At 66.2% G+C, this 25,277-nt stretch carries 24 protein-coding genes; 11 read left to right on the forward strand and 13 right to left on the reverse strand.

The genetic code is table 11. From position 1 onward, the window contains the following. Positions 1 to 80: 80 nt before the first annotated feature. The 4 genes from ABDW31_RS13670 (at position 81) to ABDW31_RS13685 (ending at position 5,571) form a co-directional block, all read left to right on the forward strand. The gene (locus tag ABDW31_RS13670) at positions 81 to 2,387 is read left to right on the forward strand and encodes a TonB-dependent receptor (RefSeq protein ID WP_343698980.1); all 2,307 of its coding nucleotides are present in this window, start codon (positions 81 to 83) and stop codon (positions 2,385 to 2,387) included. Positions 2,388 to 2,390: 3 nt separating this feature from the next. After that, positions 2,391 to 4,187: an ATP-binding cassette domain-containing protein gene (locus ABDW31_RS13675; RefSeq protein ID WP_343698981.1), complete on the forward strand. Its 1,797-nt coding sequence runs from the start codon at positions 2,391 to 2,393 to the stop codon at positions 4,185 to 4,187. 197 nt (positions 4,188 to 4,384) lie between these two features. Beyond that, complete coding sequence (locus tag ABDW31_RS13680) at positions 4,385 to 4,720, forward strand: thioredoxin domain-containing protein (protein ID WP_343698982.1); 336 nt, start codon at positions 4,385 to 4,387, stop codon at positions 4,718 to 4,720. Further along, positions 4,720 to 5,571 (forward strand): hypothetical protein, encoded by an 852-nt coding sequence (locus ABDW31_RS13685; protein WP_343698983.1) that lies wholly within the window; start codon positions 4,720 to 4,722, stop codon positions 5,569 to 5,571. The genes ABDW31_RS13680 and ABDW31_RS13685 overlap by 1 nt, the downstream gene beginning before the upstream one ends. Before the next feature lie 221 nt (positions 5,572 to 5,792). Here the strand turns inward: ABDW31_RS13685 and ABDW31_RS13690 are convergent, their stop codons facing one another. The 3 genes from ABDW31_RS13690 to ABDW31_RS13700 all read right to left on the reverse strand — a co-directional run bounded on the left by ABDW31_RS13690 (position 5,793) and on the right by ABDW31_RS13700 (position 8,341). After that, positions 5,793 to 6,974, reverse strand: coding sequence for an aromatic amino acid transaminase (locus ABDW31_RS13690; protein ID WP_343698984.1), 1,182 nt, complete (start codon positions 6,972 to 6,974; stop codon positions 5,793 to 5,795). Between the two features lie 138 nt (positions 6,975 to 7,112). Beyond that, positions 7,113 to 8,129 (reverse strand): putative sulfate exporter family transporter, encoded by a 1,017-nt coding sequence (locus ABDW31_RS13695; RefSeq protein ID WP_343698985.1) that lies wholly within the window; start codon positions 8,127 to 8,129, stop codon positions 7,113 to 7,115. Further along, entirely contained in the window at positions 8,126 to 8,341 is a 216-nt protein-coding gene (locus ABDW31_RS13700; RefSeq protein WP_343698986.1) for a DUF6356 family protein, read from the reverse strand. The genes ABDW31_RS13695 and ABDW31_RS13700 overlap by 4 nt, the downstream gene beginning before the upstream one ends. Before the next feature lie 119 nt (positions 8,342 to 8,460). On the opposite strand from ABDW31_RS13700, the gene ABDW31_RS13705 reads away from it, so the two are divergent. Then, positions 8,461 to 8,922 carry an Lrp/AsnC family transcriptional regulator gene (locus ABDW31_RS13705; RefSeq protein ID WP_343698987.1) on the forward strand — a complete coding sequence of 154 codons (462 nt, stop codon included), beginning with the start codon at positions 8,461 to 8,463 and terminating at the stop codon, positions 8,920 to 8,922. Positions 8,923 to 8,961: 39 nt separating this feature from the next. On the opposite strand, the gene ABDW31_RS13710 is transcribed toward ABDW31_RS13705, so the two are convergent. From ABDW31_RS13710 to ABDW31_RS13730, 5 genes are all read right to left on the reverse strand, one after another. Beyond that, on the reverse strand, positions 8,962 to 10,443 hold the full coding sequence (locus ABDW31_RS13710) for a leucyl aminopeptidase (RefSeq protein WP_343698988.1): 1,482 nt from the start codon (positions 10,441 to 10,443) through the stop codon (positions 8,962 to 8,964). Positions 10,444 to 10,759: 316 nt separating this feature from the next. Next, entirely contained in the window at positions 10,760 to 11,425 is a 666-nt protein-coding gene (locus ABDW31_RS13715; protein ID WP_343698989.1) for a hypothetical protein, read from the reverse strand. Between the two features lie 168 nt (positions 11,426 to 11,593). Then, positions 11,594 to 13,021, reverse strand: coding sequence for an MATE family efflux transporter (locus ABDW31_RS13720; protein WP_343698990.1), 1,428 nt, complete (start codon positions 13,019 to 13,021; stop codon positions 11,594 to 11,596). Between the two features lie 243 nt (positions 13,022 to 13,264). Then, on the reverse strand, positions 13,265 to 14,155 hold the full coding sequence (locus ABDW31_RS13725) for a LysR family transcriptional regulator (protein ID WP_343698991.1): 891 nt from the start codon (positions 14,153 to 14,155) through the stop codon (positions 13,265 to 13,267). Between the two features lie 235 nt (positions 14,156 to 14,390). Next, positions 14,391 to 15,446 (reverse strand): SDR family oxidoreductase, encoded by a 1,056-nt coding sequence (locus tag ABDW31_RS13730; RefSeq protein WP_343698992.1) that lies wholly within the window; start codon positions 15,444 to 15,446, stop codon positions 14,391 to 14,393. A gap of 132 nt (positions 15,447 to 15,578) precedes the next feature. Between ABDW31_RS13730 and ABDW31_RS13735 the strand changes: the two genes are divergently transcribed. The 3 genes from ABDW31_RS13735 (at position 15,579) to ABDW31_RS13745 (ending at position 17,538) form a co-directional block, all read left to right on the forward strand. Next, a complete protein-coding gene (locus ABDW31_RS13735) occupies positions 15,579 to 16,493 on the forward strand; it encodes a LysR family transcriptional regulator (RefSeq protein WP_343698993.1) in 915 nt (304 codons plus the stop codon). 154 nt (positions 16,494 to 16,647) lie between these two features. Further along, positions 16,648 to 16,989, forward strand: a complete 342-nt coding sequence (locus tag ABDW31_RS13740) for a hypothetical protein (RefSeq protein ID WP_343698994.1) — start codon at positions 16,648 to 16,650, stop codon at positions 16,987 to 16,989. A 396-nt stretch (positions 16,990 to 17,385) separates the two neighbouring features. Then, complete coding sequence (locus ABDW31_RS13745) at positions 17,386 to 17,538, forward strand: hypothetical protein (protein WP_343698995.1); 153 nt, start codon at positions 17,386 to 17,388, stop codon at positions 17,536 to 17,538. Here ABDW31_RS13745 and ABDW31_RS13750 read toward each other — a convergent pair. Then, complete coding sequence (locus tag ABDW31_RS13750; protein ID WP_343698996.1) at positions 17,535 to 19,154, reverse strand: hypothetical protein; 1,620 nt, start codon at positions 19,152 to 19,154, stop codon at positions 17,535 to 17,537. The two genes, ABDW31_RS13745 and ABDW31_RS13750, sit on opposite strands and share 4 nt — an antisense overlap. A gap of 473 nt (positions 19,155 to 19,627) precedes the next feature. Between ABDW31_RS13750 and ABDW31_RS13755 the strand changes: the two genes are divergently transcribed. Next, positions 19,628 to 20,473, forward strand: coding sequence for a hypothetical protein (locus tag ABDW31_RS13755; RefSeq protein WP_343698997.1), 846 nt, complete (start codon positions 19,628 to 19,630; stop codon positions 20,471 to 20,473). Positions 20,474 to 20,530: 57 nt separating this feature from the next. Here the strand turns inward: ABDW31_RS13755 and ABDW31_RS13760 are convergent, their stop codons facing one another. Genes ABDW31_RS13760 through ABDW31_RS13770 form a run of 3 tightly spaced genes read right to left on the reverse strand, consistent with a single transcriptional unit; the run spans position 20,531 to position 23,261 of the window. Continuing rightward, complete coding sequence (locus ABDW31_RS13760) at positions 20,531 to 22,213, reverse strand: DEAD/DEAH box helicase (protein ID WP_343698998.1); 1,683 nt, start codon at positions 22,211 to 22,213, stop codon at positions 20,531 to 20,533. Beyond that, complete coding sequence (locus tag ABDW31_RS13765) at positions 22,210 to 22,665, reverse strand: hypothetical protein (protein WP_343698999.1); 456 nt, start codon at positions 22,663 to 22,665, stop codon at positions 22,210 to 22,212. Before ABDW31_RS13765 ends, ABDW31_RS13760 begins: the two co-directional genes overlap by 4 nt. A 2-nt stretch (positions 22,666 to 22,667) precedes the next feature. Further along, entirely contained in the window at positions 22,668 to 23,261 is a 594-nt protein-coding gene (locus tag ABDW31_RS13770) for a hypothetical protein (RefSeq protein WP_343699000.1), read from the reverse strand. Between the two features lie 177 nt (positions 23,262 to 23,438). On the opposite strand from ABDW31_RS13770, the gene ABDW31_RS13775 reads away from it, so the two are divergent. Next, on the forward strand, positions 23,439 to 23,654 hold the full coding sequence (locus ABDW31_RS13775; protein WP_343699001.1) for a hypothetical protein: 216 nt from the start codon (positions 23,439 to 23,441) through the stop codon (positions 23,652 to 23,654). A gap of 7 nt (positions 23,655 to 23,661) precedes the next feature. Next, entirely contained in the window at positions 23,662 to 24,144 is a 483-nt protein-coding gene (locus ABDW31_RS13780; RefSeq protein WP_343699002.1) for a CYTH domain-containing protein, read from the forward strand. Between the two features lie 56 nt (positions 24,145 to 24,200). Here ABDW31_RS13780 and ABDW31_RS13785 read toward each other — a convergent pair whose 3' ends face one another. Next, positions 24,201 to 25,112, reverse strand: a complete 912-nt coding sequence (locus ABDW31_RS13785; RefSeq protein WP_343699003.1) for a LysR substrate-binding domain-containing protein — start codon at positions 25,110 to 25,112, stop codon at positions 24,201 to 24,203. Between the last annotated feature and the right edge of the window lie 165 nt (positions 25,113 to 25,277).

Raw genomic sequence — 25,277 nt, forward strand, 5'->3', positions numbered from 1 at the left:
CGTGCTCCGAAATCAAAGCATTTTTTTTCGGCAATATTTGTCACAATGAAGCTGGGGGCTCTCTCGTGAAGAAATCTATTGTGCCGAGCGCACTGGTTCTGGCCTGCCTGTGTGGTCCTGCCTTCGCGCAGACGGTGGCCCCGGCGCAACCGGTCGCGGCGACCACCATCAACGAAGTCCACAATTTCAAGGTCGCCGGGGGGCGGCTTTCGGATGTGGTCACCGAGATCGCCGCCCAGGCGCGCGCGACCATCGAAACCAACGCCCAGGGACCTTCCGACAAGGTCGCCGGGGTGGAAGGCCTCTATACGCTGCGCGGCGCGATCGAGCAGGCCCTGAAAGGCACCGACTGGCAGGTGGAGATCAGCGACGCAGGCGTGGTGCGGCTCTATCGCACGCCGGCCGGCAGCGCCGTTGTCGAGGAGATCGTCGTGCGAGCGCGGCGGACCGACTTCGTGGAGTCTTCCAGCAGCATGCTGACGCGCACCGACACCCCGCTGCGTCAGACGCCCGCGACCATCGACACCGTCACCAGCGAAGTCTTCAAGAGCCAGAACGCCATCTCGATCGCCGAGGCGTTCCGCAACCTGCCGGGCGTGGTCTACACCCAGGCGGGCATCACCACCCAGGCGATGATCGGCCAGACCGCCAGCGGCAGCAAATCCTACACCAACGGCCTGGCCAACAGCGGCCTGACCCAGAACGCCCCGCTCACCGACATCGACGCGATCGAGGTCCTAAAGGGGCCCGCCTCGATCCTGACGGGCGCGTCCATCGCCGGGGGCGTGGTCAACTATGTGCCCAAGCGCGCCACGGGCCGCGAGGAACAAGAGTACATCATCGGTTACGGCACCGGGCAGGAATGGATCGGCTCGCTGGACGTCGGCGGCGCGATCTCCAAGGAAAAGGGCCTATTCTGGCGCTTCGCCGCCAGCGGCCAGAACGCCGACACCTTGCCGCAGGGCACGGGTGATCATCCCCGGCAGTTCGCCGTCAACCCGATGTTCGGCTATCGCGGCGATGGCGTGAAGCTCGACGTCACCCTGCAGTATTACACCAAGTTCTCGCCGTTCCTGCCGCTGAACGCCTATCTGCCCGACAGCGACAGCTTCGCCGGCTATGGCGACGCGATCGACGAACACGCCGGCAACAACGTCAAGTCCAAGCGGGCGACCTTCGACTTCGAGAAGGACCTGACGTCGACCGACGAACTGACCCTGAAGCTCCGCGCCCGCGGCCAGTACCAGTCGGCCAAGAGCGAGCTACAGGCCGTCGTCCCGGTCGCCTACGACCTGTTCGGCCTGGGCGCCTATCTGACCGCCCTGTCGCAGTATTCCGAGGACAAGGTCTACTCGCAGTACGTCGACCTCTACGGAAAGTTCTCGACCGGAAAGCTGGAGCACCAGGCGATCATCGCCGCCGACCTGCAGGACTCCCACAACTTCTACATTCCGACCCTCAACTACGGGTTCGGCTCGGCGGCCCTGGCGCCGATCGACAAGACCAGCGCCGGCTACGACACCAAGATCCGCCAGTACGGCTTCATCGCCCAGGATCAGATGACCCTGGGCAAGCTGCACGGCCTGCTGGGCGTGCGCTATACGCGCTATCGCTCGCACCTGACCGATCCGTCGGGCGCGGCGCAGGGGGCGACCAACGAGGACATCGTCACGCCGACGGTCGGGATCGTCTACGACATCTCCCCCAAGGTGTCGGCCTACGCCAGCTACACCCAGTCGTTCGAGCCCTACAGCACCGCCTACCGCACGGCCGACGGCTCGACCCTGAAGCCCAACCTGCGCAGCCAGTACGAGATCGGCGCCAAGACGGGCCTCTTCGACGACCACCTGATCGTCAACGCCTCGCTCTACCGGTTCGACACCAGCAACTCGCTGGCGCTGGATCCCAACGATCCGGCCTTCTACGTCACGAGCGGCGGCACCAAGGGCAAGGGCGGGGAGATCTCGATCTCCGGCTCGATCACCTCTTCGCTGAAGATGCTGTTTGGGGTCCAGCACTCCAAATCCACCTGGTATGATCTCTATGGCGCCGAGACGCCGGTCCTGGGCGTGCCCAACACCAGCGTCAACCTCTGGGCCATCCAGAGCTTCAAGCTGGGCGGCGAGCGCACCCTCGATGTCGGCCTGGGCGGCAACTACACCAGCGGCTTCAACGCCCAGGACGCGATCTACGCCACCTCGTACAAGATCGATCGCGAGTATCTGCAGATCAATTCGAGCCTGGGTCTGACGGTGGGCCGCTACAAGATCAACGCCATGATCAACAACCTGTTCGACCGGCGTAATTATCTGCCTGGACAGTCGATCTCGGCGCTCAACTATGACGTCCCGCGCTCCTACCGCGTCACGCTTTCTGCGAAGTTCTAATCGATGTCCAAAACTGCCTCTGAAGGGTCGGCGAGCTTCGCCGACCCCGTCGAGCAGGCCGAAGTCTCCAGTGATCGGCCCATTGAGTCTCGTACAAGCACCGTTGGGGCGGACGTCAGGCATGGCGTCCGTCTCATCGTCGATTATCTGGGTCGCGATCGCTGGGCGGCCTGGTCGCTGGTGGCGCTGTTCATGGCCCTGCACGTGGCCAGCAGCTTCAACCAGGTCAACTTCTTCACGACCGTGGCCAACTCGACCACGGCGCTGGCCGAACGCAACTCCGGCGTCTTCTGGCCGCTGCTGGCCTGGTCGGCCGGCGGCCTGGCCTTGATGCTGAGCCTCAACATCGTCAGCAGCTGGTGCGCCTTCACGCTGCGGATCCGCGCCCGCCAGGCGCTGACCACGCGCTACAAGGATCGCTGGCTGGCGGCCAACCGCTTCTATCACCTGGATCGTCAGTTCAAGATCGATCACCCCGAGCAGCGTATCCAGGAAGACGTCTTCGTCTTTGTGCAGTACGTCGTACAGAACCTGCCGACCCTGATCATCGGGTTCCTGCCGGTCTTCCTCTACGGCGGCAAGCTGTGGGCTTTGTCGCAACCCATTCCCGTCAATGTCCTGGGCCTGCACTTCGTCATCGAGGGCTTCCTGATCTATGCGGTGGCGGCGTTCGCGCTGATCTGGACCCTGGCCACGCACTTCCTGGGTTCGGGGCTCACGCGCGCGGAAATCATGCGCCAGCGGCTGGAGGCGCAGTTTCGCCAGGAAATGGCGATCATTCGCGAAAACAGCGAGGCCATCGCGTTCGAGCGGGGCGCGGAGGTCGAGCGCAAGCGACTGGACGAAACCTTCGGGCTGATCCGCACCAACTGGCGTTACTACACCTTCGCCAGCCTGCGCGTGAACTTCGCCTCGTCCGTGCCGACCCTGGCGCTGTACATCGTACCGACGCTGCTCTGCGCGCCCTTCATTCTCGCCGGCACGATGAAAATCGGCGACAGCACCCTGGTCGCCGCGGCCGTCCAATCGGTCTATGGCGCGGTCGGCATCTTCATCGCCATGTACGAAGTCCTGGCCATCCTGCGCTCGGCGACCTCGCGTCTGCGCTACTTCGACGAAATGCTCGATGTCGCGCCCGTCAGCAACATCCAGGTGGTGGCCGACGCCGAGGCGGGCTACGAGGCGCGCGATCTGGTCATCGCCTATCCCGATCAGCGCCCCATGGTGCGCCTGAACGATCTTCGCATCGCGCCCAGCCAAAGGCTGCTGATCACCGGCCCGTCGGGCGCGGGCAAGAGCACCTTGCTTCGGACCATCGCCGGGCTTTGGGAGCATGGCGCGGGTCTGGTGCGCACGCCGGCCAAGGCCAATGTGCGGTTCCTGCCTCAGCGCAGCTTCATGCCCGACGGCACCTTGGCCGGGCTGATGGCCTATCCGCGCAGCCCCGACCAGATCGACGACTTGGCCTACACCACCTTGCTCAAGCGTCTTGGGCTCGAAAAGCTCATCCCGCGGCTGCATGAACATGCGGTGTGGAAACGGGTGCTGTCGCCCGGGGAGCAACAGCGGATCGCCGTCGCCCGCGTGGTCCTGGATTCGCCCGACTTCCTGTTCCTGGACGAGGCCACGAGCGCCTTGGACATGGACTCCGAAAACCGGGTCTACACGCTGATCCGCGATGCGCTGCCCCAGGCGGCGATCATCTCGGTCGCGCACCGTCCGAGCGTCGCGCAATTCCACGACACGACCTTGAACCTCGTCCTGGCCGAGGACGGCTGCTGCGAGGTTGCTCGATCCTGAGGTCGCATCGGCCGGCGGTTGGGCCGCCGGCCACGGTGGCGCGCTCAGGAAATTGCGCTCTGGGAACAAGAGTGACGCGGCTGCGGAAAAGCTCCCGGCGGGCCAAATGATAGGGTCCCAGGCAGAAGCATAACCTCAAGTATGAGCCACCGAGCCCAAGGCAATGGCTGTGGTCGAGAAGATTTAGGACTGATTGAATGTCAAATCTGATTCACGTCAGTGAAGAGCGTTTCGAGGAAGACGTCCTGAACGCGCCCGTGCCGGTGTTGCTGGACTTCACGGCAGTCTGGTGTGGCCCCTGCAAGGCGCTGCTGCCGGCGCTGGAAGATGTCGCGACGGCCTTCGCCGGACGCGCCAAGGTGGTGAAGATTGACATCGACGCCCAGCCGGGTCTGGCCAGCCGCTATGGCGTGCGCGGGGTCCCGACACTGGTCTATCTCCAGGGCGGCGAGGAACAGGAGCGCCTGCAAGGCGTGCAGACGCGCTCGAAGCTGACAGCCAAGCTGGAAACCTACATCGCGGGGGCGCGCTGATGGCTCTGGCCCAGACGCCGTTCTACAATAACGCCGCCATGCGCGAGCGGCTGCTGGCGGACGTGCGCAGCCAAGGTCTGCTGACCAGCTTTTGGCTGGGCGGCGGCGCCAGCGAGGCGCGTTTCGAAACCATCGCCGCCGAGTTCGTGCTGGATCGGGCCCTGGTTCGTCTGATCAGCGCCCTGGCCGGGGGGCTCGGCCCCGAGGCGATCCAGTTCGCGCAAGGTGCGATCGAGGCGTTGGCGATGGACCGGCCCAGTGCGCCGATCGCCTACCAGTGGCTGCGCGGGGTCTGGTCGCGCCGTGTGGCCGACAAGCTCGAAGGCAGCGACGCCCTGGCTCCGGCCCAGGCCGTCGTGGCGTTGCTGGAACAGGCGGCTCAAGGCGAAGTGTCTTCCGAATACTGGCGCTCGGCCAACCGGGCCCTGGTCTTCCTTGAGGATCTGGCGCCGCAGGCGGCTGACTATGCCGAGGTGGTCCAGGCCATGAGCTGGGATCCTGCGGCCACCCCAGGTATGGTCGGTGACGTGCTGATCGCCCTGCAGAGCGCGGCGCGACAGGACATCTTCCGCGCCGAAAACTGGTCGGCCGAGCAGGATCAGGCCTATTCCGACGTCGTCATCGGCTGCCAAACGCGCGCGGCCGAGCAGATTCCCGAAGAAGATCGCACCGATCGCGGCCGCTTCGAGGAAGCCTATCGGGCCAAGTTTTCCGCCGAGTACGCCGCGGCGCCCGATCAGGCGTTCCTGCGCCGCGCCGAAGAGGTGCATCAAGCCGTCATGGCCAATGCGATGCAGTTGGCCGCGGATGAACAGAAGGCCTTCCTTGAGCTGTTGTCTCAGCCGGGGTGACCAATCCGCCCGGCGACCGAGATCAAATCGGCGCCGGAATCCGGGGGGGGGAGAGGAGCGCCGGATCGGCGCTCCTCTTTTTTTGCGCGTCGGGCTGTGAGCCTTACGGCTGGGCCGACAGGTCAAAGGCGACTGCAGGCGCGGCAAGCGAGGGATGGGGCTGCGGCTTTGCGAAAGGGGAGGGGCGTGAGCGCCGCCTCCCCCAGGCGCCGTGGGCGCCTCTAGTGTCTGTCGATCGCCGCAAGGGCCGTGGCGAAACGGTCGAAATTGGCCGGGTTCAGTCCGGCCACGTTGATGCGTCCGGAGATGTCCATGTAGAGGCCGTGCTCCTCGCGCAGGCGCACGACCTCTTCAGGCGTCAGCGGCAGCATGGCGAACATGCCGCGCTGGCGGGCCAGGCGCGACAGGTCCAGGCGCTGGAAGTCGAGGGCCGCCAGGCTGGCGCGCAAGCCGTTGACCCTCGCGCGCATGGCGTCCAGCTCGGCGCGCCAGATCGGCGTCAGCTCGGCCGATGACAGGATCGCGCGGGTCACGGCCGCGCCATGGTCGGGCGGATTGGACCACAGCAGGCGCGCCTGGCTGGCGGCGACGCCGGCGAGATTGCGCGCCACAGCCGGGCTCGAGGCCAGGCCCAGCAGGATGCCGGCGCGGTCACGGTAGAGGCCAAAGCTCTTGGAACAGGAGAGCGCCACCAGGGCTTCGGGACAGGCGGCCAGCAGGGTGCGCACGCCTTCGACGTCGCCTTGCAGGCTCTCGCCCAGGCCCGGATAGGCCAGGTCGATCAGGGGGATCAGGCCCTTTTCGCCCAGGCGCTTGGCCAGGTGGGGCCATTGAGACGACGTCACGTCCACGCCCGTGGGGTTGTGGCAGCAGCCATGCAACAGGATCACGTCGCCGGCCTCGGCTTGATCCAGCGCCGCGTCCGCCGCGGCCGCGTCGTAGCCACCGGCCGTATCGAGATGCCGATAGGTTCGCACCTCCAATCCGCAGGCGCGCGCCAGGGGCACGTGCGCGGGCCAGGTCGGGGTGGCGATCCAGACGCGCGCGGCCGGATTGGCCTGGGCGATGATCTGCAGGGCCAGGCGCAGGGCGCCGGTGCCGCCCGGCGTCTGGATCCGCATCGTGCGCTCTTCGGTTCCGCTGAGCGTTGGACCAAGCAGCGCATCCTGGAGCAGGCGCGCGAACAGCTCATCCCCGGCCGGGCCGACATAGCCCTTGGAGGTCTGGGTGCGCACCAGATCGTTCTCGGCGGCCTTGACCGCCGCCATGATCGGGATGGCGCCGTGTTCGTCGCGATAGGTGCCCACCCCCAGGTCGATCTTGTCGGTTCTAGGATCAGCGCGCATCAGGCGGCCAAGCTCCATCAGGGAGTCGGTCTGAGACGGCGCCAGCCGGTCGAGCACGGCGCCTGGGCCCGATGGATCAGCCGCAACGGGAGCGGAGGTGGCGAGGCTTGCCTCGGTTGGAAGATCGAGCACGAAAACACCCTGCTAGCGGCGCCGGCGATCCGGCGGTCGAATGAACCAAAAGAAACGGCGGGATCAGGCCAGGGCGATCGCCGCTGCGAGCGCGGCCAGGGCCACGGCGCAGGTGGCTCCGACCAGTGTGACGAGCAGTCGGGGCTGCAGGCCCAGGATGTCGCGAGGCGAGACCTGCGCGCCGATCGCCGCCACGCCGCCGATCAGCAGCAGATGCGAGACCGTCGACAGAAGGCCGAGCATCGCGTGTGGCAGCAGGCCAAGGCTGCGCGCGCCCGCCAGCAAGAGAAAGCCGAACACGAACGCCGGCGGCGCCAACTTGACCGCCTCGCCCCGGGCGCCGCCGAGCGCGGCGCGGGCGGCCCAGATCGCAGCCAGGGTGACGGCCGGACCAAGCCAAAGAACGCGGGAGAGCTTGGCCAGGGCCGCGGTGGCTCCGGCCTGCGGGGACACGCCCGATCCGGCCGCGGCGACCTGGGCGACATCGTGGATGGACAGGCCAAAGAAGACGCCGGCCTGACGCTCGCTCAGTCCAAGATGCGCAGCGATGAGCGGGTAGACCACCATGGCCAGGGTCGAGAGCAGGTTGACGCCGACGACCACCAGGGCGGTCGTGCGTCGGCTCTCGGCTGTTTCGGGCAGGGCGCTGGCGGCGGCCATCGCCGCTGATGCGCCGCAGATCGATACGGCCGCGGCCGCGATCAAGGCTTCGACCAGGGGAAGGCCGGCCGCAAGGCCGATAAGGGTTCCTGCGCCCAGCCCCGCGCCAACGATCGCGCCGCCGGCGGCGGCGACGGGAAGGCCAAGGGCGGTCAGTTCGGTCCAGCCGACCTGGGCGCCGAGAAGGGCCACGCCGATACGCAGACCCGGCTTGGCCCAGAGCATATAGCCGGGGCGGAAGATGTCCGCATGAGGTGCGCAACCCACCGCCATGCCCAAGGCCAGGGCGATGATCGGGGCGGGGATCGACACGAGCCGCGCGATCGGATCGCTAAGCGCGACAATGGCCGCAGCGACCAGCGCGCCGGGCAGCCAATCCAGGTTCATCGGCGCTCGGCGCGGGATCGCGACGGTGGTCATGCGTCGGCCTTGGCCGCCCGCGTCGACATGCGGGTGTGGAGGCGCGAGACGCACTGGCTGCCGGTGCGCACGAAGAGGAACGGCAGTACGCCATGCACCATGCAGGCAAGTCCCGCCAAAACCATCTCGCCGCCAAATCCTGTCGCGGCAGAGAAGTGTTCGCCGTAGGTTTCACCCACTGAACGGGGGTGACGAGTAAAGCTGTCCAGCATGACGTCTCGCTTTTCCATTTGTTGGAAAAGTTTGACCTGCCATGGGGAAAATTACTTGTTTGATGTTAGTCAAAATGCTCAAATTTAGAGAATGAAATTCTTCCTTTTAGCGAACTGACATGAGTGAAATTCTCGATCCGATCGACCGTCGAATTCTCCGGGAGCTACAGGCGGATTCCACGATCGCCATCGCCGACCTGGCCGAGCGGGTCGGGCTTTCGCAGACCCCTTGCTGGAAGCGCGTCAAGCGGCTGACCGACACCGGGGTGATCGAACGTCGCGTGGCCTTGCTTGATCGCGACAAGCTCGATCTGGGCCTCGTGGTGTTCGTCTCCGTGCGCACCGCTCGACACGACGACGGCTGGCTCGAACAGTTCGCCAAGGGCGCGAGCGCCCTGCAGGAGGTGGTGGAGTTTTACCGCATGAGCGGGGAAACCGATTACTTGCTCAAGGTCATTGTCCGTGACATCGCCGCCTATGACAGGTTCTACAAACGCCTCATCGCGGCCGCGCCGCTGACCGATGTCAGCTCGTCGTTCGCGATGGAGCAGATCAAATTCACGACCGCCTTGCCCCTCTAGGCTAAGTATCGCTCGATCCGAGCCGTGCCGGGCCAGCCGTCAGCCCTCATACGTATCGGCCACCAGGCGGTTGAGCAGGCGCACGCCAAAGCCGGCCGCGCCGTCGGGCACGGTCGGATCGGTCGAGCCCTTGCGCCAAGCGGTCGAGGCGATGTCGAGGTGGGCCCACGGCAGGCCGCCCACGAAGTGCTGCAGGAAGAGGGCCGCCGTGATCGAGCCGCCCGCACGCCCGCCCAGGTTCGTGAGGTCGGCGATGGGGCTTTCGATCTGCTTTTCGTAGGCCTTGGGCAGCGGCAGGCGCCACAGCGGCTCGCGCTCGGCCTCGCCGGCGGCCAGCAGCTTTTCCGACAGGCCGTCGTTGTTGCTGAACAGGCCCGCGTAGTCGTTGCCCAGCGAAATGATGATCGCGCCGGTCAGGGTGGCCAGGTCGATCATGAACTTCGGCTTGAAGTGCTCTTGCGTGTACCAGAGGGCGTCGGCCAGCACGAGGCGGCCCTCGGCGTCGGTGTTGATGACCTCGATGGTCTGGCCCGACATCGAGGTGACGACGTCGCCGGGGCGCTGGGCAGCGCCGTCGGGCATGTTTTCGACGAGGCCCAGCACGCCGATGGCGTTGACCTTGGCCTTGCGGCCGGCCAGGGCGTGCATGACGCCGGCCACGGCGGCCGCGCCGCCCATGTCCCACTTCATGTCCTCCATGCCCTCGGCGGGCTTGATCGAGATGCCGCCGGTGTCGAAGCAGACGCCCTTGCCGACGAAGGCGATCGGCTGGGCCGACTTGTCGGCCGCGCCGGTCCACTTGACGACCACGAGCTGGCTCTCGCGGACGCTGCCTTGGCCCACGCCCAGCAGGCTGCCCATGCCCAGCTCGGCCATCTGGGCCTCGCCCAGGATCTCGACTTCCAGGCCCAGGCTTTCGAGACCCTTCACGCGGGCGGCGAACTCTTCCGGATGCAGGATGTTGGCCGGTTCGGAGACGAGGTCGCGGCTGAACAGGATGGCGTCGGCCAGCGGCTCGAGCGCGGCGAAGGCCTTCTGGGCCTTGGCCGGGTCGGCGGCAGCGACCTTGATCGTGGCGACCGACGGCTTCTTCTCGGCCTTCTCGGTGGTGCGGTACTTGTCGAAGCGGTAGGCCGCCAGCTTGACGCCGAAGGCGACGCGGGCGGCGGTCTCGGCGTCGCCGCCGAGCTTGAGCAGCAGTTCGGTCACGCCCGAGGTCTTGACCGCGCCGTAGGCGTGGGCGGCGGCGATCTCGACCGTCTCCGGCTCGACCACGCCCGAACCGTCGACGCCGATCACCACCACGCGGGCGGCGTCGAGGCCGGCCGGGGCGAGGATGTCGAGCACCTGGCCCTTGGCGCCGATGAAGCGGCCGCCAGCCGCGGCGCGGGCGATCGCGCCGCCGGTCGCCTCGTTGACGGCCTTGGCCTCGGGCGAGAGGGCCGCGGCCTCGTAGGCCAGGACCGCAAGAGCGGCGTTGGCGCCGGCCTGGCTGTCGGCGGGGACGAACGCGATACGCATGGAGTGCTCCTTAGGCAGCCGGTCCTTTCAGCGGTCCAGCCAAGGTCGCTGGCCTTGGCCTGATCGTTGGGACGTGCGCCGACCTCTCGCTGGCGGTCGAGAGGCCGGCTGGCGCGCAGGTAGTTGTTGGTGGAGACCTGCGCACCCAGGGCGTTTCAGCCAAGGTCTCGACCAGATCAAGCCGCCCAGGTCCCAAGGTGTTCGGTTTGCAGTGTCAGCAAACTGTCCGGTCGCACACGGAACACTTTGGGCCGCATCGGCTAGGGCGACGAAAGACCGGCGCGGCGGCTGGCGACGTCGCGCACGACGCCGGTGATCAAGGCGCCGATATGTGCGCGATCGGCTCTTGCCGACCTGGCGCGGCCAGCACCGGGGCGTTGTGGCGGCGGCGTGCTGGCGCTGTCGGCGGCGGTGGGACGATGAGGGACGCGGGCGGGCGCTCCGGCGGCGGGGCGGACAACAACACGACCCCGTCGAGGCTGTGACCGAAAAGCTGCCTGACCGGCGTCTGGCGGACCTCGCCAACGTCTGGCCGGCATCGCAGCCTTTGGGCCCAGGCGACGGCGGCGGCGCGGTCCTCATGATAGCTGGTGATCCAGTAGTCGGCGTCTCCGGCGATCTGGTTGGCGCAGGTCACGGACCGATCATCGATCAGCGCCTGCTCGAAGGCGGCCATGTCGACCGGCGCGTAGAGCGACAGGCGCACCAGTGTCGTACATTGATAAGGGCGTCCCAGCTTGAGCGGATTGACCAGGGTCAGGGTCCTGACCCAGCCGGCCGTTCGCAATCGCGACAGCCGCTGGCGGAACGTGACTTCCGACAGCCTCAACTGGTCGAGAATGTCGCCGATGCGCCCGTTCGTCCGCGCTGCGGCCAGATAGAGCCTGGCGGCCAGAGCCTTGTGCTTGATGGCGGCGGGCGAGGGGGGCGGCGGTCCGCGACGGCTTGGACCCTGACGAGAGGACGAGGACACAGGGGGCATGGCGGTCTCCAGCGCCTCCAGCCGGCGCTGGCGGCGTTGATACCGTCGGTCGGTGAGACAAGCCGTGTCGAAGAACCGCTGGTCCGGCGCGTTCGGAGAATCTGAATTTCGTTTTCCCGAGCGCGGAGGAATCTTTTCGAGAGGGGCGTTGGGGGAGGCTAGCGGGGCTCAGGGCAAGATCGCCGGCAAGGGCTCACCCTCGACCAGGTCGTCATCGGCCATGGCCCTTTGGCGCTGGCGTCCCCGGCGCTCGTGCCGGTAGAGGCCGATCGCCAGCAGGCAGGCGCAGACATGGGCGGCCGGAAGGCTGAGCCAGAGGGCCTGGGCGCCCAGGGCGTCATAGGCCCCGAAGGCGACTCCCAGCCGCAGCACCAGCATGGCCGCGATCGTCACCAGCAACGGGCGAATGACCACGCCGTCGGCGCGCAGGGCGCCAAACAGCACCGAGCTGGCCGCCATCAACACAAAACCCCAGTTGGCGCAGGCCAGGATATGCTCGGCGATCGGGCCCGCCAGGCTGCGCCCGCCCAGGAAGAGGCCGATCACCAGATGGTCGCTCACCAAAAGAAGGACCACGAGTGCGGCCGTCAGGGCCATCCCGATCACCACGCCCCAGCGGGCGATCTCATGCATGCGAGACCAGAGCCGGGCGCCAACCGCCTGGGCCGTCATGGCGCTGACCGCCGCGGCCACGGCCATGGCCGGCATCTGCAGATAGCTCCAGAGCTGCTGGGCCACGCCATAGGCGGCCGTGGTCAGCACGCCCTGGCGATTGACCAGGCCCATCACCGCCATGGCCGAGACGCTTACGGTGATCATCTGCAAGCCCATCGGCAGACCCTTGCCGATGATCTCGCCCAACAGACGGGCCTTGGGGCGCAGATAGCCGAACTCGTGACCCCGCAGCCGGATCGGCAGGTCGCGGGCATAGATCCAGACCAAGACCGCCGCCAGGGTCACGACCTCGGCGATGGTGAAGGCCAGGGCCGCGCCGGCGACGCCAAGCCGCGGCGCTGGACCCAGGCCCAGGATCAGCACCGGATTGAGGATCAGATCCAGGATCGCCGAAAAGCCGGTGAACCACATTGGCGACAGGGCGTCGCCCGCGCCCCGCAGGCCCATCATCAGGAGATTGGCCAGCAGCACGGCCGGCAGTCCGATGAAGGTGATGCGCAGATAGTCCAACGCCAGGCCCGCCGATTGTGGCGGCGTCCCGAGCAGGCGCAAAATCTGCGGGGCGGCGAACCAGCCGGCCACGGCCACGACCAGCGCGATGACCGCGAAAGCGCCGATGGCCGTGCCCATGACGCGGCGGGCCTCGACGAGATCGCGCGCGCCCACCGCCTTGCCGACCAGGACCGTGGCCGACATGCCCGTGCCGAACACCAGGGCCACCATGAGAAACGAGATCATGTTGCCGTTGACGGTGGCGGCCAGGGCGGCCTCGCCCAGGAAGCGGCCCACCCAGATCGTGTTGATCGTTCCGCAAAGCGCCTGCAGCACCGAGGCGCCCAGCGTGGGTAAGGCAAAGGCCATCAGGGTCGCGCGCACCGGGCCCTGGGTGAGGTCGCGAACGCCCTTGGAAGGTTCAGCCACGGCGAGCGCTCCGGCAAGCCGTCTCGCGCCTGGCCGGCGTCCGCCAAGGCGATGTCGTGGGCAGGGCGTTGGAACCTGGGAGACCGTACGACGCGGGAAGACTCATGGCCACGCAGTCTAGGCCGGGTGAGCCGCGCTGAAGTTCCCTTCGCAGAGGCGGGCAACCGCCGCCGTAGAGCAGGATTTCGTGATCGGCGGCTTTTCGAGATCAAAGTTCTCGCCGTCGAGCCAGGGCCCGGTCGTTCAGCGGCCGATGTCGTCGAGCATGTCGATGAAGCCGCGGACCCGCGGCGACAAATGTCGCTTGGACGGATAGATCACCCGGATGGGGTCGGCCGGCGATCGGAAGTCCTCCAGCACGGGAACCAGCAGGCCCTGGTCGATGTCGTCCTGGACGATGTAGGTGGGCAGCCAGATCAGGCCCGAGCCAGCCACGCCGCTGGCGCGAATGGCTTCGGCGCTATCGAGCGCCATGCGTCCGGGGCCGCTGAAGCCATAAGGACCTTGAGGGGTGGAAAAGCGCCAGGCGAGCCGGGCGCCCTCGCGCAGGAAAAACACGGTGTCGTGCTGGCCCAGGTCCTGCGGGCTTGTTGGGGCCGGGCGCCGCTGGAAATAGGCCGGCGCCCCGCACACCACGAACTGCTGGGTTCCGATCGACCGCGTCAGGAAGCGGGAGTCGGAGTGATCGTCGCCGATCCGCACGGCCAGATCGAACCCTTCATCGATGATGTCGGCGAAGCGGTCGGTGAAGGCCACCTCGGCCTTCAGCCCGGGCCAGCGGCGCAGGTAGGCGTCGAGCACCGGCAACAATCGCCTTTGACCAAACGAGATCGGAACGGTCAGCTTCAGGACGCCAGTGGGCGTGGCCCTGCGTTCGGCCAGTGAGGCGTCGACCTCTTCGAGATCTTCCAGGATCTGCCGGCAGCGCTCGAACACCAGCTGGCCGTCATCGGTCAGGCTGAGACTGCGGGTCGTGCGGTTGAGAAGCCGCGCGCCCAGGCGTTCCTCCAGCCGCACGATGCTCTTGCCGACCGCCGATCGCGAGAGCCCCAGCTGTGCGCCGGCCTTGGTGTAACTGCCAGTCCGCACAGCGGCGACGAAGGCGGCCATGTCGCCGAAATTCCTCAGTTCCATGCCGATGACAGCCTTTGCCGGTTAGCGGGAGCGAGCGCTGGAAACGGGAAATGTCGTCCCCAATCCTGGTCGCGATACCGGCTTTGTAGGTCATCGGCGGCGAATGATCGACCGGCGTCTGGCCGATTTGGCGCCTGACCCTGCTGGCGGGCGGCGCAGGGCAGGGCGGTAAGCCGGCCAGGGGCTTGGCGGCCAAGCAGAGCCCCGGCGCGGCTGGCGCGCCGGGGCCTGGTCGTCAGGGAATGACCTTGTCGGCGCGAAGCTGGTCGAAGAAGGCGGCGAACATCGTCTCGCTGTCGACACAGCCGTCGAACCCGGCCTTGCGCACCTTGATCGTGCTGGAGACGTTGTCGAAGCCGCTGTTGAAGATGAAGTCGGCGAAGTTCCAGGACACCAGCTTGTCATAGGCGATGTCCTGCAGGCCAGACTGGGCGACGATCTGCGCCCACAGCTCGGCCTTGTCGCCCATATAGGCCGCCAAGGGCAGGGGCGTGGGCTCGGCGATCTCCATGTCGAACATCTTGGCGATCCGGGGCCACATGTGGCGCCAGCGGAATTGATCGCCGTTGGTCAGGTTGAAGATGTCGTCGCGCGCAGCCGGCGTGCGGCCGGCCCAGACCGTCGCATCGGCCAGGAGGTCGGCGGCGCTGACCTGATAGAGCGCATCATAGGCCGCGGCCGAGCCAGGGAAGCGCAGCGGAATGCCCAGGGTCTTGGAGATCGTGGCGTAGACGGCGATGGCCACGCCCAGGTTCATCGGGTTGCCGGTCGCATAGCCGATGATCGCTTCGGGGCGCAGCGCGGTCCAGGCCCAGGTCTTGCCGACCTGGGCGCGGCGCAGGAAGTCCTCCTGGTCGTAATAGAAGTTCGGCGACATCAGGCGCGGGTCGTCTTCGCGGGCCGGCGTCTTGAACGGACCCAGGTCCGAGCCGTAAGCCTTGCCCCCCTGGTAGAAGGCCACGTGTTCGAGCACCGGCGATGCGGTTTCCACCACCTCGACGAGGTTGCGCAGGATCGCGACATTGACCTGCGAGCGCTCGGCCGCGCCGGCCTTTTCGATATAGGCGGCGAAGACGATGTGGGTGACGTCCTTGAGGCCGCCGAGCTTGGCCTCGACGTCGGCGCGGTCGAGCAGGTCGACAGAGATGCCTTCCACGCCGTCGGGCAGAGGCGCGTCGCGACGCGACAGGCCATAGACCTTGGTGTTGGGAACCTTGCTCCAGGCGATCGCCGCGGCTCGGCCAGAGACCCCGTGCGCACCGGCCACCAGCACCACGTTCTTCGTTTCCATAGGAGCTTTCCTTCGAGGGCGCGGCCGACCCCGGAGGAGGCCAGAGCCCGCCGCATGCAGCCATGTAGGGGCTTGATCGGGGCGTGATAATATTGCTCAACAGAGAGGTACTCTTGCGTTTAGAGCAATGATTTGGCCGACCAACTCGCCGATTTCATCGTCTTCGCCCGGATCGCCGAAAGCGGAAGCCTGACGGCGGCGGCGGCCTCGCTGAACCTGTCCCTGGCGGCGGTCTCCAGGCGCTTGATGCGGTTGGAAGAGCGGCTTGGCGTGCGCCTGATCAACCGCACGACCCGAACGCTGTCTCTGACCGACGAAGGCGCGGCCTTCCATCTGCGGGCGACGCGGATCCTGGAGGACATCGCCGAGGCTGAGGCTGAGGTGTCGCGCGGACAGAACACCGCGGTGGGATTGCTGCGGGTCACCACGACCTTCGCCTTCGGCCGCCGGCGCCTGGCCAGCCTGGTTCACGCCTTTGAGCGAGAACACCCGGGCGTGAGGGTGCATCTGGACGCCAGCGATAGGGTCGTGGACCTGGTCAACGAGGGGTTCGATGTGGCCGTTCGCTTCGGGCCGCTCGCCGATTCCAGCCTGATCGCCAGGCCTGTGGCGGCCAACGACTATGTGCTGTGCGCCTCCCCCGACTACCTTGATCGCCGAGGCCGACCCACGAGCCTGGAAGAACTGGCGAGCCACGATGCGGTGTTGTTCGGTGCGCCGCCACCGGACGTCTGGACGTTCGCGGACGGGCGCCAGGTCCGCATGCGGGGCGACCTGACCACGAACGACGGCGATCTGGCCCATGTCTGGGCGCTGGAGGGCGCGGGCGTGATCATGAAGGCGGTGTGGGATGTGGCCGGCGACATCCAGCGCGGCGACCTGGAGATCGTGCTTCCCAAGGTCCCCTTACCGGACGCGCCGATCCACGCCGTCTACCCCCATAACCGTCTGGCCGCCGCCAAGACCCGGCTGTTCGTAGCCTTCCTGGCCAGGACCTTGCGCGGGCACTGGGAGCGCGACATCGCGCCGATCCTGCCCATCCGCTGACGCTTTCTGTCTAGGTCTGGCGTGGGCGCACGCGTCATCGAGCGACAGCGCCTTGCCGCTTGGACACCTTGACCCGACACTCAGGTTTGCACCTAGTCGCGCCATTGTTCAGGGGGCCAAGGTCGAGACGATGCGGTTGAGAGTTTTGGGGGCGATGATTTTGGCGACCGGCTGGGGGCTCACGCCGTCGTCGGGGGCGCTCTCGGCCCCCGAGGCTCAGGAGCCGCTCATACTCACCACCGGGCAATTTACCTGCCTGCGCGCCCATGCCGATCGGCTGAAAGTCGGCAGGCGCGGCGCGATGATCGACTACGGCGTTTGCCCGCCGATCGTCGAAGACGCCTTCTATCCGTTGGCGCCGAGCCAAACCAAGCGTCGCTTCACGCCCGCGGAGTTGGCCTGCCTGGTCAAGGCTCGCAAGGCCGCCAATCGGGTGGCCTTCTCGCGTCCTGGCGGAAAGATCGCGGTCTACCTCAATCCCTGTGGGGCCCGATGAGCGCACGCCGCATCATCACCCTCCTGGCCAGCGGGGTCAGCAATCGGGTCCTGGTCGCCTCGGTCGAGCTTTTGGCCGGGCTTTCGGTCATCGTCACGGTGGTGGTGATGTGGGGGATCTATCTGGCCCAGCGACAAGACGCCCAGACGCTGCAGCACAAGCAGCTTGCCGTGGAAATGCTCTCCCTCAGCCACAACGACAACCTCGTCGGCGCCAAGGCGAAGGTCTCCCGCTTCGTTCTGGCCCATCGGACGCAGATCCACGCGGCGGCCGCGTCGAAGACCAGCCCCGCTCCGATCGCTATGGACAAGGAGACCCGCGAAGCCTTCCTGACGATGACGGAATACTACGACGAGGTCCTCAAGTGCCGCGAGAGCGGCGAATGCGACGCCAAGAATGATCGACCTCTGGTTTGGCGCCGACATCTGCGGGTTCACCGAATTTGCGCAACTGACGGCGCTCCCGGTCCTGGCGGAGGATTTTGGGCCCGGCATCGGCGACAGACTGATCGGCTATCGCAAGTTAAGCTGCGCGGCGGCGCCAGCCTAGGGAAGGTCGACCTTCCAGCCCAGGTCCTCGGCGATCTTCCGACCGCTGCTTTTGCCTTCCTCCCGGCATGCCGCATCGGAAATCGGCTTGGAGGGACCGGCCCCGACCGCCGCCCTGGCTGTCTGAAGGAGTCGGTTGGCTTCTCGGCAATCACCCAGGATCAGGTTCATGCTCGCCTCGAACTGGAGCCGCGAGAGCACCAGCCGGGAAATGCCGGGGGCCTGGTTGGCCGGACTGATGCCGATGACGAACAGGTCGGCCTGGATGGTGTCATTGAGCGGACTGATCTGGTCGATGCGCCGCAAGTCGTCGCGAAACAGCCGCGTGTTTTCGCGCAGAGAACTGTTTTTGGGCTGCCGGGCGAACGTCGTGAGCGCCTTGCTGAAGAGCAGAGCGGCCAGCTCGCCTGATCGGAAGTGGGCGCCGGCGTCGGGGCCGGTAAGATCGCCAAAGGTCCTCAGCGAGGCGAGATAGGCCTCGAAGTCTTCACCCGCCTTGCCGTCGGCGGAGATCGTCAGCGCCTGGCTGAAATCGTAGCGCATCATCACGATCGTCATGCGAAGCAGCGCCCGCAGCCGCGCGCCGGCGGGCGTGCGGGGCGTAAACGCCGCCAGCTTGGTGTCGGCGACGCCCAGATCGCGCACGACGAACCCCTGATCGGAGGCCCGTTGCAGGTTGAGCAACTTGATCAAATCATCGAGGTCGGCTTTCACCGCCGCCAGCCGCTGATCGTCCCTTTGAGCGCAGTCCTGGCGGGGCGGGGCGGTAAAGTAAGCGCTTTTGATCGCGCGCAACGAGGCCGTGGCCGGGCCGGTGCGAACGGTCCGTGAGGACTGGTCCCATGAATTGAGCAGCAGGCCTCGGGCGCCAAGGTCTCGGATGACCGATCGCGTCTCCTCGAAACGACAGATCGTCGGTTCGTGCTGGTCGTCGCCATCCGGATCGGCCAGGGACGCCGTCGCCATGGCGTAGAGCGGCGCCTCGATCAGCGCGACGTCGCCGATCATCGAGACCTCCGCCAGGATGTCCGCCTCAAGCTCGACGTCCAGGGCGTTGTAGGCCTCCACCGATGCGGTCCGAGCATTGGTGAGGATGTGTCCTGCCTCGTGGGCGAGTTGAAACCGAACGGCGAACACGGTGAGCGCCAGCAAGTCGACGGCGTTGTTTTCCAGCGCCGGAGGAGGGCGCGTCAGGGTCAGCCCGGCAATGAACCGGGAAATGGCCCCGTCCAGGCAGGTGAGCTTCGGGCTCGCGGCTTCCATGCAGTCGCGCGTTGCGACGCGCACGGCTTCGAAATCGTGGTTGGGCTCGGCTTGGAATACGACCTGCAGCAAAACCATATGGCACTGGGTCCGCAGGAATTGACGCGGAATGACGATCCGATCGCCTTTGCGATCATAGACCGGGCCCAAAAGATCGGGCCGATCAACCTCGGCGACGGAAATCGGCTTGAGAACCTCGGCGTCATTGCGAGGAAAGCGATTTCTCAGATCGTAGGTCAGCCATGCGAGATCGGCCGCGCGCAAGGAGCTTGAAAGCGACTGACACGGATCGGGCATCGCCTGGGCAGGACCCGCGAGCAGGCAGCAGAGCGCAGCGAGCAGGCTCATCGCCATGCTCGTCCGCCATCCATTCCTAAGCAGGAAGCATTTCATGCCGGTCATCCGAGTGGTGTTATGAGTGAGCCCTGTCGGGTTTCGTCCATCAAGGCTCGATCGGCCCTTTGGCTCCGGGGCAGGGGCGATCACGAGGCTTTGTTGGCCTCAGGCGCCGCCGTTGAACTTTCGGCGATTTTGCAACGGCCACGCCGATCCCGCAGATCCCTGCCTTTACCCGGCGGGCGCGCATCAACCGGTCCGGCAGAACAGTACAGGTTCTCCAAGGCGTCGACATGGCAGGCGCTTGGCTGTGATCGTGACTCTATCTTTGGGCGAGTGTGTGCGATGATGCATCCCTGTTGGGGCGGTGGTGTTCTGTGTCGGGGACGTGCGCCATGGTGTCTCGGAAGTGCGCGCCTCGCGCCTCCCCTCCCTTGCGCCACCTGAAATTATAGAGGAATGCACTGGAGGGGCGAATGGCAGGGAGCGCCTTGGTCGATATCGCCAAAGTAGCCGGTGTGACTGGTCTTCTTGCCGGCGGCGGCGTGCTTATATTTCGGGATGTTATTCGGAAGATCGTCTTTCCGACACTGACGAAGAGGCATGCGTTTCAGGTTATTGTCATTTGCATGGTGCTTGCTTGGAGTATTGCAATTTTAAGCCTTGTTGCCTGGCTAATCTCCGATCGCCAACCTCCATTGCAGGCTACGCAAACCCCGTCTCTACGGGCTGATGCGGCAACCTTGGCCACGGTGCCTCTCGCCTATGGCGGGGCAAACGCTGAAAAAACGGGGCAGTCGATCACCGGAGCGTCAAAGCGAAAATGCGTTCGTGTGCTTGTGCATCGCGAGAGCCACCCTGTCGTCGAAGAAGGGAAGCCTCTGTCGTTCGATACAAACCTGATTTGTTTATCTGCTTCTGATGACGGTGATGAGCTACTTACTTCAATTTTTGATGTGGCGATGACGTTAGGGTATCTTGCGGAAAGTCAGAGAGCGGTTTTTCTGCCAATGTATAAATCTTGGATTGAAAATCCAGATCCAGAAAAGTGGTATTATGTTGAAAAAGACATGGATACTATCGATAGGTTGATAGATCTTTCGGTGAGTAATATCATTGCATATAAGCAAATAGCTCCACATGTCGCGCCGGCGGCGGACAAAATCGTTCAGTCGCTATTGAAAAGACGCCTCCTTCTAGCGAAAATTCGCAATTCAACAGCGCCTATGAAAAAGAAGCAGGCTAATGATACAATTAGGGAATATTGGAATGTCACCATTGAGAGTCGGCAGGATATTTCTGAATTTGTAGCGGAGGCTAGAGGTGATGCGCGATAGTTCTGATCGCGTAGGCCGGGCTCAAGGCGTCGCCTTAAGTTTTTGTCCGGATTTTTGCTAGCTCTGGGACTGAAGGACTTGGCGTTTGGCGGTCTCAATCATGGCCAGGTCTGCGACGCTGAGGGTCCTGATCGCCTTGGAGTGGGTCGTTTGGGCCAGGGCTTCGAGCATGGTGTCCTTCTTCTCGGCCTCGCCGGTGTAGGCGTAGAAGAGAATGTAGGTGTGCTTGGGCGATCCGACGGTGCTGCGGATCCGGCTGACCTCCTGCCAGGTGACGTCCTCGCGGGCCTTGGGGCTGTAGAAGACCGCAAAGTCGCCCTCGGGAAGATCAAGGCCGCGCTTGCCGGTGTCGCGGGTGATCAGCAGCAGCATGCCCGGCGTCGCCCTGAAGGTCGCCAGGGCCGCGTCATTGGCCTGCAGGGTCTCTTCGCCATGCACGACGACCAGGGTTTGTCCGGCCTCACGGAGCGCCGCGGCTGCGGCCTCGAGAACACGCACGTAGCGAAAGAAGATCACGCCGCGCTGGCCCGGATGCCGCGCCAGGATCGCTTGGAGGGCTTCGAACTTGGCGCTCAACCGCGGCCGGCGAATGGCGCCGTCCGGTGCGGGCGCGATCGGGGTTTCGACCCGGCGCACGATCGTGGGGATGCGCGCTTCCAGGTCGCCGCTGTAGCGCGTGGTCTCCTCGTCGCGCCATTCGACGCCCTCGGCCATGTCCTCGTAGATGAAATCGGCCAGGTGGCTGAGGAAGAGCAGTCGTCCCAGCAGGCCGGCCAGGCTGTCGCCGGCGCTCACGCGGGGGCCGCCGGGAAAGAGCGCCATGCGGCCGTTCAGGATGGCTGGCAGCCTTGGCAGGACGTAACCGGGGTCGATCCACTCGCCGATCGTGCCCGAGATCCAGTTGATCATCAGGCTGGTGTCTTCGTCGATCGCCTGGTCCAGATCGCACACCACCTTGTCGACGACCGCGACGAAGACGAGGTCGGCGTGGGGGATGAAGGCGGCGTAGTAGCGCGGTGCGATGGTCACATAGGTCGGCGCTATGCGCTCGTCGAGATAGCTGCGAAAGGCCGCCTGGGCGGTGGCCTCCTGCCGCCGATCCAGCGGCGCGGAGGGATCGGCGGGGGCGATCTCGGGCGTGGTGGCGCTGACCAGCAGCAGGCGGCAAGTCTCCGGCAAAGCCGCGCGCAGATCGCAGAAGGCCTCGTGGAAGTCGGCCGAAACGCCTCGGGCCAGGTAGCGCAGGGTCAGAAAGGCGTCGAACTCGTCAACGATCAGCAAGTCGACGCTGGCGACCTGTTCGGCCGGCACGATCTGCTGCTGCAGGCGTCTGGCCAGGAACTCCGGCATGCCGAACACGACCGACGTGTGGTGGAAGGCCGCGCGCACGAAGCGGTCCGTCTCGCGCGGATCGGCGCCCACCAGGCTCGTCGGAGCGGTGGGATTGAGCCATCGCGACCGGGCGTGCAGTTGATTGAGCAGGGTTCGCCGCGGGGCGGTGACGATGATGCGCGCCTGGGGGCGGGCTTGCCGGAAAAGCGCCGCGGTCATCGCGCAGATCACGGTCTTGCCTGTGCCTGTCGGCAAGGTGAGGACGGCATGCTGGCCAGCGCACAGCGTCTCGGCCGCCTTGAAAGCCGCGCTCATCTGGTAGGTGCGGGGCTCGTAGACATTGAGCGCCGCGCCGCGCTTCAGCGCGTCGGCCAGAAAGGCTCCCGCATTGCGCCGCGCCGGCGTCACCCGCCCGGCGCTGCCGGCTTGGGCTTGGGAAAGGCGGTGTCGATGTCGCCCTTCAGCTTGGATCCCACGCAGTAGCCCCACCCCAGCAGGACCAGCTGAAGCGTGATCATGATGCCGAAGAAGCCGTTGTAGAGGCTGACATAGCCACCGGGGAAAACCACTTGGGCGGCCAGGCGCACGCCATTGAAGAAGCCCAGAACCGCCAGGCCAAAGCCGGCGATGATCGTGGTCATGACCAGCGGCTGCCAATTGTAGATTTCGGCAAGCGCATAGCGGCATTCGCGCCGGCCGGCGCGCTCGGCGTCGCCCGATCCGCTGTTGATGTCCCACTTGGTGCGCAGGGCCTGCAGCTTGGCCAGCCAGTTGCCCAGGTGGATGGAGAAAAGGCTCACCAGCAGACCAAAAAGGCTCATCAGCGAGCCGGACAGGGACACCAGGGTGGTCGTTTCCATGATCAGGCCTTCAGCTTGGCGATAAGGACCGCGAAGAGCTGCGTGGGGATCTCGACCGTTCGCCGGCCAAGGCCCGCGGCCTTGTTGATCGGCGGCGCGAGCGGCGGATCATCCTCGAAAATCTCCGTCACCAGCACGGTCAGTTCACGATAGGCGCCGGCGTCGAGCGAGACGGGCACGTAGCGCAGGACGTCGCTCTGGGCGATGTTGTGGGCGACCTCCTTTGTCCGCTCCGGGGTGGTGAGCGCCGCCAGCAGGGTCTGGCGGGCCTTCTTGCGCCAGTCGGAGTGCTGCTTTTCGAGCAGGACGCGGGTGATGTAGCTGGCCCGGCCGTAGGGCACGGAAAAGCCGTTGTAGAGGCGCTCGGCCGTCGGCGGCTGCTCGCCGTAGAAGAGCGGCAACAGCTTCTCCAGCCACGCGGTGTGCTGGTCGGTCATCGAGGTGTGGGTGATGGCGGCCGACATCCAGCCGATCACCTCGGTCAGGGCGAAGGCGGCCAGCTGCTCGCGCTTGTCCGGCTCGTCCTTGAGCTGCTGGGCGATCGTCGCGGTCAGCCGCTCGATCACCTCGTCTTCGATCTCGACCTCGAACTTCATGAGGCTCCACCTCGTTTCGGTGAAGCTAGGATGTGATTGTAATTTGTGACAATTGCAACTTTGAGGTCTTGCGCGGGGCTTGGCGCTCACGCCGCCGACCAGATCCCGTTGACACCGCGCCGAGGGTCGGATTGATCGTCGACGGCGACATCCTCTTTGCCAGGCCGGAGGCGGGCGATGAATGTTCGACTGGTGGAAATCCAGATGCCGCTGAAGAGCGGCACGGCCCGGGCCAACTTCGCCGCGGTCCTGGCGTTCCCGCTCGAAGGCTCTTTCTACCGCGTGGTGGGCCGTCAGCCTGGCGATGAGTTATGGCGCTGGCCGCCTGACAGCGTCGTGACCTGTGATCCATCCACGCGCGGTCCTGTTGCGGTCGCCCGCGTCGAAGGCTGAGTTTTAGATGCACCTTGAGATCGAACGGAAGTTCCTGGTCGCCAGCGAGCGCTGGCGCGAGGCGGCCGATAGCGGCGTCCTCATTCGCCAGGGTTATCTTGCCCGCGGTCGGGCCAGCGTTCGGGTCCGGCTCTTGGGCGATCGCGCCTTCTTGGCTATCAAGGGGCCTCGGCGCGGCTTGACGCGGCACGAGTTCGAGTACGAGATCCCCTGGGGCGAGGCCGAGCTGATGCTGGCCGACTATGCCGCCGCGCCGATGGTCGAAAAGACCCGCTTCGAGGTGGCCCACGGGCGCCACGTCTGGGAGGTGGACGTCTACGGCGGCGCCCTGACGGGCCTGGTGCTGGCCGAGATCGAGCTTGACCGGGAAGACGAGGCTTTCGAGCGCCCGGCCTGGCTGGGCGCGGAGGTCAGCGGCGACGCGCGGTTCAGCTGGGAAGGCCTGGCCCGGCGCGCGGCTGGCCAGGCCTCGATCGGCGCGCCCGTCTAGATCGCGACGGTCGGTTTGCAGCCGGCAACGGTCCGGCGGGGCGCCGGCCGCGGGCCTCAATGGGTGACGGGCGTTCGTCGGAAGCGATCGCTGGAGGCGGCGGTTTCCGATTTCAACCAGCCGACGAAGGCTTCCTGAGCAGGGCGGCGCCCACGCGGGCGTTCGGCATAGACGACGCGGTACTGCTGGCCGATCGGCGCGTCCAGGGGCAGGCGGCGGACCAGCCGGCCCTCGGCCAGCAGGCGCTCGCTGGCCAGGGGCACCGCCAGCGCAAGACCCAGGCCGTTGGCGGCCGCCTCGTACATCGCCTGCAGGGTCGGCAGGGGCGGCGTTGGCCTTGGTGTCGCAGCCGGTCGCCCGACCTGCTCGAACCAGCGCGACCACAGGTTGGCGCCGCCGGTCGTGGTCAGAAGGGCGTGGGCGGAGAGATCGTCGATCCTGGCAAGGCTCGCGCCGCCGGCCGGCGTGGGGGCCGAAACCACGAACGCGTCCAGTTCGACCAGGACGTCGGAGGCGAACTCGGCCGGCGCGGTGTCGCCGCCGCAGATGGCCAGGTCCGCCTGGCCGTCGCGCAGGCCGTCCAGGCCCTGGCGGATGATCAGCTCGACCTCCAGCCCGGCGGCCCGCAGCTCGGTCAGGCGCGGCATCAGCCAGGTCACGGCGAAGGAATGCGAGGCGCTGACCCGCACAGCGCTGTCGGCGGCCCGCAGGCGCCGGGTGGCGCGGCGGATCACCTCCAGGGCCGGAGCGATCTCGTCCAGATAGCAGGCGCCAAGGTCGGTCAGCCGCGGCGTCGGCCCCGAGCGGTCGAACAGCGGCGCGCCCACGAAGTTCTCCAGAAGCTGGATGCGGCGCGAAAAGGCCGACGGGCTCAAGGCCAGCTCGGCGGCGCCGGCGCGGAAACTGGGCGCACGCGCGGCGACCAGGAAGGCCTCGGCCGCCTCCAGCGAAGGGGTCTGTCTCAGCATGGGCGTCCCCTTGCGGCAGTGTCACCGGGCTAGCACCCGATTGTCACAGAATGAGGACAGGTTCCCCGCCGCGGCATGGGCGGCTCGGAGGATGCGTTGCGTTCGACGCAATGGCGGTTGCAAGGCTTGCGCTTCTGGCGCGGCGGGCGATCCGGCAAGCGAAGT

Source organism: Caulobacter sp. (assembly GCF_039596335.1).
Taxonomy (GTDB): domain Bacteria; phylum Pseudomonadota; class Alphaproteobacteria; order Caulobacterales; family Caulobacteraceae; genus Caulobacter.

Coding starts and splice junctions, on each gene's coding strand:
- ABDW31_RS13675 (WP_343698981.1), top strand. CDS start 2,391: ATGTCCAAAACTGCCTCTGAAGGGTCGGCGAGCTTCGCCGACCCCGTC.
- ABDW31_RS13680 (WP_343698982.1), top strand. CDS start 4,385: ATGTCAAATCTGATTCACGTCAGTGAAGAGCGTTTCGAGGAAGACGTC.
- ABDW31_RS13685 (WP_343698983.1), top strand. CDS start 4,720: ATGGCTCTGGCCCAGACGCCGTTCTACAATAACGCCGCCATGCGCGAG.
- ABDW31_RS13695 (WP_343698985.1), bottom strand. CDS start 8,129: ATGACCACCGTCGCGATCCCGCGCCGAGCGCCGATGAACCTGGATTGG.
- ABDW31_RS13700 (WP_343698986.1), bottom strand. CDS start 8,341: ATGCTGGACAGCTTTACTCGTCACCCCCGTTCAGTGGGTGAAACCTAC.
- ABDW31_RS13705 (WP_343698987.1), top strand. CDS start 8,461: ATGAGTGAAATTCTCGATCCGATCGACCGTCGAATTCTCCGGGAGCTA.
- ABDW31_RS13710 (WP_343698988.1), bottom strand. CDS start 10,443: ATGCGTATCGCGTTCGTCCCCGCCGACAGCCAGGCCGGCGCCAACGCC.
- ABDW31_RS13715 (WP_343698989.1), bottom strand. CDS start 11,425: ATGCCCCCTGTGTCCTCGTCCTCTCGTCAGGGTCCAAGCCGTCGCGGA.
- ABDW31_RS13725 (WP_343698991.1), bottom strand. CDS start 14,155: ATGGAACTGAGGAATTTCGGCGACATGGCCGCCTTCGTCGCCGCTGTG.
- ABDW31_RS13730 (WP_343698992.1), bottom strand. CDS start 15,446: ATGGAAACGAAGAACGTGGTGCTGGTGGCCGGTGCGCACGGGGTCTCT.
- ABDW31_RS13740 (WP_343698994.1), top strand. CDS start 16,648: ATGATTTTGGCGACCGGCTGGGGGCTCACGCCGTCGTCGGGGGCGCTC.
- ABDW31_RS13745 (WP_343698995.1), top strand. CDS start 17,386: ATGATCGACCTCTGGTTTGGCGCCGACATCTGCGGGTTCACCGAATTT.
- ABDW31_RS13750 (WP_343698996.1), bottom strand. CDS start 19,154: ATGGCGATGAGCCTGCTCGCTGCGCTCTGCTGCCTGCTCGCGGGTCCT.
- ABDW31_RS13765 (WP_343698999.1), bottom strand. CDS start 22,665: ATGGAAACGACCACCCTGGTGTCCCTGTCCGGCTCGCTGATGAGCCTT.
- ABDW31_RS13770 (WP_343699000.1), bottom strand. CDS start 23,261: ATGAAGTTCGAGGTCGAGATCGAAGACGAGGTGATCGAGCGGCTGACC.
- ABDW31_RS13775 (WP_343699001.1), top strand. CDS start 23,439: ATGAATGTTCGACTGGTGGAAATCCAGATGCCGCTGAAGAGCGGCACG.
- ABDW31_RS13780 (WP_343699002.1), top strand. CDS start 23,662: ATGCACCTTGAGATCGAACGGAAGTTCCTGGTCGCCAGCGAGCGCTGG.
- ABDW31_RS13785 (WP_343699003.1), bottom strand. CDS start 25,112: ATGCTGAGACAGACCCCTTCGCTGGAGGCGGCCGAGGCCTTCCTGGTC.